Below are 6,419 nucleotides of genomic sequence, written 5' to 3' on the forward strand. Positions count from 1 at the left end.
TAATCGCCGTAAGGTGATGTCCATCGACCTGGTGCAGTGACCTTCTGGTCTGCTCCGCAAAAAACCGGCCTTGGCCGGTTTTTTTGTTTTTGCGCTCGACAGCGCCTTACCTTGTCTGCAAGGCCATCATCCTCTAGATCGATAAACGCGGCTCTGCCCATTTGTCACGATGTGCGCCTCCCCATCGATACACACAGCCACACTCCCCCACACATCAGCCTGCCTAGTTCTTTTTCTGTATTTCCCAGGCGCCATTGATATGCTGATCGCTCTTCTTCTCTCCTGCTTCCCGTTGGAGCTTTTCTATGCAACGCATTCTTTTTGTCGAAGATGATCCCGAGATTGGCCAACTCATCAGCAGTTGGCTCGGTCGCCACGATATGGACGTGATCCTCGAGCCCAGAGGGGATATGGCGCTGGCTCGGGTCGAGGCCGAACAGCCCGATCTGGTGCTGCTCGATATCATGTTGCCGGGGCAGGATGGCATGTCCCTCTGTCGGGATCTGCGGCCGCGCTTCGACGGCCCCATCGTAATGCTCACCTCGCTGGACAGCGACATGAACCAGATCCTGAGTCTGGAGCTAGGCGCCAACGACTACATCCTTAAAACCACCCCGCCCCCCGTGCTACTGGCCAGACTGAGGGTGCAGTTTCGCCAGCACCAGCAAGCATCAACCCAACCGGCAGCCACCAGCAGCGTTCCACAGCAACTGCAATTTGGTCGGCTGCGGGTGGATGGCCCGGGGCGAGATGTGCTGCTCGATGGCGAGAGCGTTGCCCTCTCGACCGCTGACTTTGATCTGCTGTGGGAGCTCGCCTGTCACGCGGGCCAAATTTTGAGTCGGGAAGCCCTCTTTCGCAGCTTGCGCGGCCGGGAGTATGACGGCCAGGATCGCAGCATGGATGTGGCCATCTCCCGCCTGCGCCGCAAACTGGGTGATAACCCTGACAACCCGACCCGGATCAAGACGGTGCGCCAGAAAGGCTACCTCTTCGTCCCCCACGCCTGGGAATAACCCTCTTTCGGGAGCACCGCCATGCGCCGCCTCTTTATCCAGTTCTATCTGTTGCTGATCGGCTGCTTCACCCTGGCCATCCTGCTGGTTGGTGTGGTATATCAGGTGACCGCCGAACGGGCGGGTGATCGCTATCTCGAACGCATGATGCAGGGCTCTCTTGGCCTGTTGACCGGCGAGTTGGCAAGAACCCCGCCAGAGCGCTGGCCCGATCGGCTGGCCGAGCAGAGCAGTCAGTTTACCCTCCCCCTCAAGATCGGCGAGCTGGTGCGCCAGCCCCTGACCAGCGAGGATCAAGCCTTTCTGGCCGCCGGCAACATTGTCATCGTCGAGGAGGATGACACCTTCCTGCAGCGCATCCCCGATACCGATCGGGTGCTGATTGTCGGCCCTGTACCCTACCTCTCCTACCTGCACGAGCTGCACTGGGTCGATGTGGGGCTGCTGCTGGTGATCGGCCTATCCCTCGGCCTGCCCATTCTGCTCTGGTTGCGTCCCCACTGGCGCGGCTTGCAGCAGTTGGAGCAAACCGCACGTCGCGTAGGCGATGGGGATCTCTCCTGCCGAACCAATCTGCCACCGGGCAGCAGTCTGGCCCGGGTGGGACGCACCTTCGATCAAATGGCGACCCAATTGCAGGCCATGATTGCCAGCCGCAAGCAACTGACCGATGCCATCGCCCACGAGTTGCGCACCCCGCTGGTCCGGTTGCGCTATCGGCTTGCCATGCTCGATCCTGCCCCTGCCGAGCAGGAGCAGCAGGCGCTGGAGCGAGATCTGGGAGCGCTGGACGCCCTGATCGAAGAGATGCTCACCTACGCTAAGCTGGATAGACCCGAGCTGCCGTTGCAGCGCGACGAGCTTGAACTCAGCCACTGGGCACAAGCGCATCTTGGCGACTGGCAAGCGCTGGCCCCCGAGAAGAGGCTCACCCTCGATCTGCCGCCACGTCACATGTCCTGGTGCGGCGATCAGCGTCTGCTGACGCGCGCGGTGGAGAACCTGATCGGCAATGCTCTGCGCTACGCCGAGAGCGAGGTCACCCTCTCCATCTCGCGGCTACAGGAGAACTATCTGCTGGAGGTGAGCGACGATGGGCCGGGGATCGATCCGGCGCTGGCGCCCCAGATCTTCGAACCGTTCGTGCGCCTTGATCAGAGCCGGGATCGTCGCACCGGCGGCACCGGGTTGGGACTGGCCATCGTGCGCAGCATTGCCCGTCATCACGGGGGGGATGTGGCGTTGCTGGCCAGTGACCACGGCGCCCGCGTCTGCCTCACCCTGCCTGTACATTTGGATACAAACCGTCACCAACCGCTCACTGAAGGGCCGCTGCAACCGTCATAGGATGACTGTCATGGAGAACGCTCCATAACATCAACCCGAATAAGGAAATTGAACATGAAAAAGATCATTCCCCTGACCCTGGCAGCCGTCTTCGCCCTCACTTCCGGTTTCACCATGGCGGCCACCCCGACCAAGACAGCCACGCCGCAGACGACCCAGACCAAGGTGGTGAAAAAACACCATAAAGCCACCCACGCCAAGACCCCTGCCGTCAAAGTCGCGCCGAAAACCAAGTGATCCAACCGGTCACTGGATAACACAGAGGGAGGCTGACGCCTCCCTTTCCATCTCTTCCCGAAATTTTCCTGACGAGCGCCTCCCTCGTCCAAACCGGATCCACGACCCGGCCCCCCCTTTGCGGGAAACGGTCAATGACCACAGGAACATGGCATGTGGCGTCATCTGCTTAAATGGCTCGGCCCCTTGTGCAGCTTGCTGCTGCTCGGCACCGCACTGACCGTGCTGTATCACCTGACTCAGGCATGGCACTGGCACGATATTCGTGTGGCCATCTGGTCCCAACCCCTGCCGCGACTAGCGGGCGCCCTGTTGCTGACCCTGCTCAGTTATGGTTGCCTCTGCAGCTATGACATACTGGCGCTCCATGCGCTGGGCAAGCGCCTTCCCTGGCAACAGGTCAGCATCACCTCCTTTATCGCATACACCTTCTCCAACACCCTGGGATTTGCCCTGCTGACCGGCACCTCGGTACGCTATCGCCTCTACTCCGCACTGGGGCTCGCCACCGGGGAAGTGGCCCGCGTGGTGCTGTTCTGCTCCATCACCTTCTTCCTCGGCCTGTTGGCGTGGGGAGGTGGTGCCCTACTGACCTGCGATGTATCACAGCTGCTGCCTGACTGGCCGCAATGGGCAGGTACTCTACTCAGGCTGGCGGGCGTCATGGCTCTGCTGTTGGTGGCCAGCTACCTCTGCTGGCCCGCCCCACGTCTCTCCTGGCGGAAACACACGCTGACCCTGCCCGGCTTCAAGGTTCGTCTGTTGCAACTGTTGGTCGCGCTGGCTGACTGGATGGCCGCCGCTGCCGTGCTGTTTGTGCTGTTGCCCACCGATAGCGTCCCCTACCCCGTGCTGCTCAGTGCCTTCGTGCTGGCCAGCTTCCTCGGGGTGCTGGCCCACGTGCCGGGCGGGATTGGGGTGTTCGAAGCGAGCATGAGCCTGTTGCTGGCTAACTATCTGCCAACCGACAAGCTGCTCGCCTCGCTGCTGCTCTATCGCTGCATCTATTACCTGCTTCCCTTTCTCTGTGCCCTGCTGCTCTTTGCGAGTCAGGAGATGCTGCAACAAAAAGCGCGCTGGCAGCGGCTACAGGGGCTGATGAGCGCAGTGCGCGAATTTCTGCCTGCCCTTATCAGCATGGGCACCTTCGCCGCCGGTAGCCTGCTGCTCTGCTCGGGGATGATCCCGACCATGCGCAGCCACATCGAGGTGTGGCTGCAAGTGCTGCCGCTCCACCTGCTCGAGCTCTCCCACGTGCTCGGCAGCGTGAGCGGTATCCTCCTGATCCTGCTGGCGCGCAGCCTCTATCGCCGTCACGACGCCGCGTTTCGCATCACCCAGCTGCTGCTGGCTCTGGGTATCGCCTTCTCCCTGCTCAAGGGGGGGGACTGGGAGTCAGCCCTGCTGCTTGGCAGCTTCCTGCTCATCATGACCCCCTGCCGTTCTCTCTTCTATCGCAAGGGGTCGCTGCTCTATCCCCAGTACACCCCGGGCTGGCTCATCTCGGTCGGCGCCGTGCTGTTGGGAGCACTGTGGCTGCTGCTCTTCTCCTACCGTCAGGTGGAGTATGACCACGCCCTCTGGTTCCACTTCTCACCCCATAGCGAGGCGGCCCGCGGCCTGCGCGCCATGGGGAGCGTGGTGGCCGTGCTGGCCTTGGCCGGGGTTGCCCAGTTGCTTGCGCCGCTGCGCGTGGTCGGTGAAAAGCCGGACAAGGAGACGCTGGCGCGCGCCCACGAACTGGTGGTGCGTGAAGGGGGGATCCACGGCTATCTGGCCCAGTTGCAGGACAAGTCCCTACTGTTCCACCCCGCCGGTGACGCCTTCCTGATGTATGGCATCGAGGGCAACAGCTGGATTGTAATGGGGGATCCGGTCGGTCGCCCCGAGCAGATCGAAGAGCTGCTCTGGCAATTTCGCGAGCTGTGTGACGAACACGACGCCAATCCGGTCTTTTATCAGGTGTCAGCCCGCTATCTGCCGCTCTATCTGGAGCTGGGGCTGATCCCCTTCAAGCTCGGTGAAGAGGCGATGGTCGATCTGGCTACCTTCGATCTGGCAGGCAGCCGCCTGCGCAACCTGCGCCAGAGCCACGCCAAGGGCAAACGGGAAGGATTGACCTTCGAGGTGGTCGAGGCAAGTGCGGTGGCCCCCCTGCTGCCCAGATTACAGACCGTCTCCGATACCTGGCTGCAGAGCAAGATGGGCAAGGAGAAGGGCTTCTCGGTCGGCCGTTTCGAGCCTGACTACCTGACCTTGAGCCCGGCTGCGCTGGTGTGGCACGAGGGGCAGATCGTCGGCTTTGCCAACCTCTGGGTGAGCGACAACAAGGAGACCCTCTCCATCGATCTGATGCGCTACAGCCTGGATACCGGCACCGCCCCCATCATGGATTTTCTCTTTGTCGAGCTGCTGCTGTGGGGCAAGGCGCAGGGGTACGCCAGCTTCAATCTGGGGATGGCCCCCATGTCCGGGTTCAACGATCACCCGCTCGGCAGCTACTGGGCCCGCCTTGGCAATACCCTGTTTGTGCGTGGCAGCCGTTTTTACAACTTTCAGGGGCTCAGACGCTACAAGGAGAAATTTTCGCCCCGCTGGGAACCCCGCTACCTGCTCTGCAGCAGCAAGCTGGTACTGCCCAGAACCCTGACTCACCTGATCACCCTGATTAGCCGCGGCCCGCTGGGGCTAATCAAGAAATAGGAGCATGGCCAATGAGAGCCCTGATATTGCTGTTACTCAGTCTCGTACTGCCCGTTTCATCTTTTGCGGCGCACGCCGCCCCGGTCAAGGATGACCTGAGCCTGATTGAGCTGCCGGTCAAGCAGCCATCCGACGCCCCCATGGTGATCTTTCTCAGCGGGGATGGTGGCTGGGCGGCCCTCGACAAGGGGTTGAGCGCCCAGTTTCAGCTGCACGGCATGCCGGTCGTGGGCTGGAGCTCCCTCACCTACTACTGGAAGAAGAAAACCCCGGAGCAGGTGACCGCCGATCTGGAGCGGATCCTCGACGATTATCAGGCCCGCTGGCAGCGCCCCCGCTGGCTGCTGGTCGGTTTCTCGTTTGGTGCAGAGATTGCCCCCTTCGTCATCAACCGGTTGCCGGAGCACTATCGTCAGGGGCTGGTCGGGGCCGTGATGCTCTCCCCCTCCACCAGCTCGGATTTCGAGATCCACGTCAGCGATATGCTGACCCACAAGGCGCGCAGCTACCCGACCGAGCCGCAGGTGAAGACCATCCGGGATCTGCCGATGCTCTGCCTGCAAGGTGCCGATGATGATGACGGCGACCGCCTCTGCCCCCGTCTCAACCAACCCAACGTCACCAGCGTCACCCTGCCGGGAGGACACCATTTTGACGATAACTACCCCCAGCTCTATCAGGCCATCACCAAGCATCTGAACCTGTCCCCGGACCCGCTGACTATGGAGCATTAACCGGCATCACCACGGAATGCCTTTCAAGTACCGAGCAGGGCAAATCAGCGAGCAATGAAAAGGGCCTCTCTTGCGAGAGGCCCTTGTACTGAATCGGGCGGAAACTTTAAAAGGATCGACCAATGGGTTGGCCGTGGCGTCAAAGTCACCGAGGCTTTTCACTGCGATTGCCCAAGCGGTTCAGCCTGATGCGCCATCAAGAATGAAGATTCGCATTCCTATGCCTGCAACCACGCGGGGATTGCGCCAGAAAGCAAAAAGCCCTGATGTTTCCATCAGGGCTTTGCAATTTGGCGGTGAGGGAGGGATTCGAACCCTCGATACGTTGCCGTATACACACTTTCCAGGCGTGCTCCTTCAGCCACTCGGACACCTCACCAAA

General features: G+C 61.3%; 5 protein-coding genes and 1 tRNA gene. 5 read left to right on the forward strand and 1 reads right to left on the reverse strand.

From position 1 onward, the window contains the following. The first annotated feature begins 305 nt into the window (after window positions 1–305). The 5 genes from rstA (at window position 306) to AB5Z05_RS02300 (ending at window position 6,037) form a co-directional block, all read left to right on the forward strand. Window positions 306–1,016 carry a two-component system response regulator RstA gene (gene rstA / locus AB5Z05_RS02280; protein WP_330124429.1) on the forward strand — a complete coding sequence of 237 codons (711 nt, stop codon included), beginning with the start codon at window positions 306–308 and terminating at the stop codon, window positions 1,014–1,016. A gap of 21 nt (window positions 1,017–1,037) precedes the next feature. Next, window positions 1,038–2,363: a two-component system sensor histidine kinase RstB gene (gene rstB / locus AB5Z05_RS02285; RefSeq protein ID WP_118853938.1), complete on the forward strand. Its 1,326-nt coding sequence runs from the start codon at window positions 1,038–1,040 to the stop codon at window positions 2,361–2,363. A 54-nt stretch (window positions 2,364–2,417) separates the two neighbouring features. Next, the gene (locus AB5Z05_RS02290) at window positions 2,418–2,600 is read left to right on the forward strand and encodes a hypothetical protein (protein ID WP_005359970.1); all 183 of its coding nucleotides are present in this window, start codon (window positions 2,418–2,420) and stop codon (window positions 2,598–2,600) included. 153 nt (window positions 2,601–2,753) lie between these two features. Beyond that, entirely contained in the window at window positions 2,754–5,303 is a 2,550-nt protein-coding gene (gene mprF, locus AB5Z05_RS02295; protein ID WP_368149999.1) for a bifunctional lysylphosphatidylglycerol flippase/synthetase MprF, read from the forward strand. Window positions 5,304–5,314: 11 nt separating this feature from the next. Then, the gene (locus AB5Z05_RS02300) at window positions 5,315–6,037 is read left to right on the forward strand and encodes an AcvB/VirJ family lysyl-phosphatidylglycerol hydrolase (protein ID WP_368150000.1); all 723 of its coding nucleotides are present in this window, start codon (window positions 5,315–5,317) and stop codon (window positions 6,035–6,037) included. Between the two features lie 291 nt (window positions 6,038–6,328). Here AB5Z05_RS02300 and AB5Z05_RS02305 read toward each other — a convergent pair. Then, window positions 6,329–6,416, reverse strand: a tRNA-Ser gene (locus tag AB5Z05_RS02305). Window positions 6,417–6,419 lie beyond the last annotated feature (3 nt).

The organism is Aeromonas sp. R2-4 (assembly GCF_040908365.1).
Classification (GTDB): domain Bacteria; phylum Pseudomonadota; class Gammaproteobacteria; order Enterobacterales; family Aeromonadaceae; genus Aeromonas; species Aeromonas veronii.

Excerpts from the sequence above, each read along its gene's own strand:
- mprF (WP_368149999.1), top strand. The coding sequence starts at position 2,754 with ATGTGGCGTCATCTGCTTAAATGGCTCGGCCCCTTGTGCAGCTTGCTG.
- rstA (WP_330124429.1), top strand. The coding sequence starts at position 306 with ATGCAACGCATTCTTTTTGTCGAAGATGATCCCGAGATTGGCCAACTC.
- AB5Z05_RS02300 (WP_368150000.1), top strand. The coding sequence starts at position 5,315 with ATGAGAGCCCTGATATTGCTGTTACTCAGTCTCGTACTGCCCGTTTCA.
- AB5Z05_RS02290 (WP_005359970.1), top strand. The coding sequence starts at position 2,418 with ATGAAAAAGATCATTCCCCTGACCCTGGCAGCCGTCTTCGCCCTCACT.
- rstB (WP_118853938.1), top strand. The coding sequence starts at position 1,038 with ATGCGCCGCCTCTTTATCCAGTTCTATCTGTTGCTGATCGGCTGCTTC.